General features: G+C 63.2%; 1 protein-coding gene. It reads left to right on the top strand.

The annotated features are described in order from the left end of the window. The coding region (locus ACR0DG_RS21440; protein WP_480707339.1) for a xanthine dehydrogenase family protein molybdopterin-binding subunit at window positions 1–1101 on the top strand (1101 nt) is incomplete at both ends.

The following is a 1101-nucleotide window of genomic DNA, read 5'->3' as shown; positions in this document are numbered from 1 at the left end:
AGTTCCCCTATGACACGCCGGTGGCGCTGACCTATGACACCGGGGATTACAACGGGACCATGGACAAGCTGGAGGCCGCTGCCGATCTGGCAGGCTTTGCCGCCCGCCGTGCGGAAAGCGAGGCGAATGGCAAGCTGCGCGGTCTGGGTATCAACTGCTATATCGAGGCGTGCGGCATTGCGCCGTCGAACATCGTTGGCATGCTGGGGGCCCGTGCGGGTCTGTATGACGCGGCGACCGTGCGGGTGAATGCCACCGGCTCGATCAGCGTCATGGTCGGCGCGCACAGCCACGGGCAAGGGCATGAGACCGCCTTTCCGCAGGTTGTGGCCGACATGATCGGCATCGACGAGTCGATGGTTGAGATCGTGCATGGCGACACCTCGAAGATCCCGTTTGGCATGGGCACCTATGGCTCGCGCTCGCTGGCGGTTTGTGGCTCGGCCATGGTCAAGGCCACCGAGAAGGTGATCGACAAGGCCAAGAAGATCGCCGCCCACCTGCTGGAGGCCTCCGAGGCCGATATTGAGCTGAAGGACGGTCAGTTCAGCGTGGCGGGCACCGACAAGTCAGTGGCCTGGGGCGATGTGACCCTGACGGCCTATGTGCCGCACAACTACCCGCTGGAAGTCGAGCCGGGGTTGGAGGAGACCGCGTTTTATGACCCGGCCAACTTTACCTTCCCCTCGGGCGCCTATGCCTGCGAGGTCGAGCTGGACCCCGAGACCGGCAAGGTCAGCATCGAGGCGTTCACCGCCGCCGATGACTTTGGCAACATCGTCAACCCGATGATCGTGGATGGCCAGGTCCATGGCGGTATCGGTCAGGGCATTGGTCAGGCTTTGCTGGAGAACTGCGCCTATGACGAGAATGGCCAGCTGCTGAGCGCCTCCTACATGGATTACGCGATGCCGCGCGCCGATGACGTGCCGTTCTACGGCGTGGATCATTCCAGCCAGACGCCGTGCACGCACAATCCTTTGGGCGTGAAGGGCTGCGGTGAGGCCGGGGCCATTGGCTCGCCGCCTGCGGTGGTCAATGCGGTTCTGGATGCGATGAACTCGGGTGGCAAGGCTGTCGATCACATCGACATGCCAGTGA

It is taken from the genome of Ruegeria sp. BG8 (genome assembly GCF_056538325.1).
Note: the sequence above shows the minus strand (reverse complement) of the source record. Positions and strands in the feature narration are given on the sequence as shown.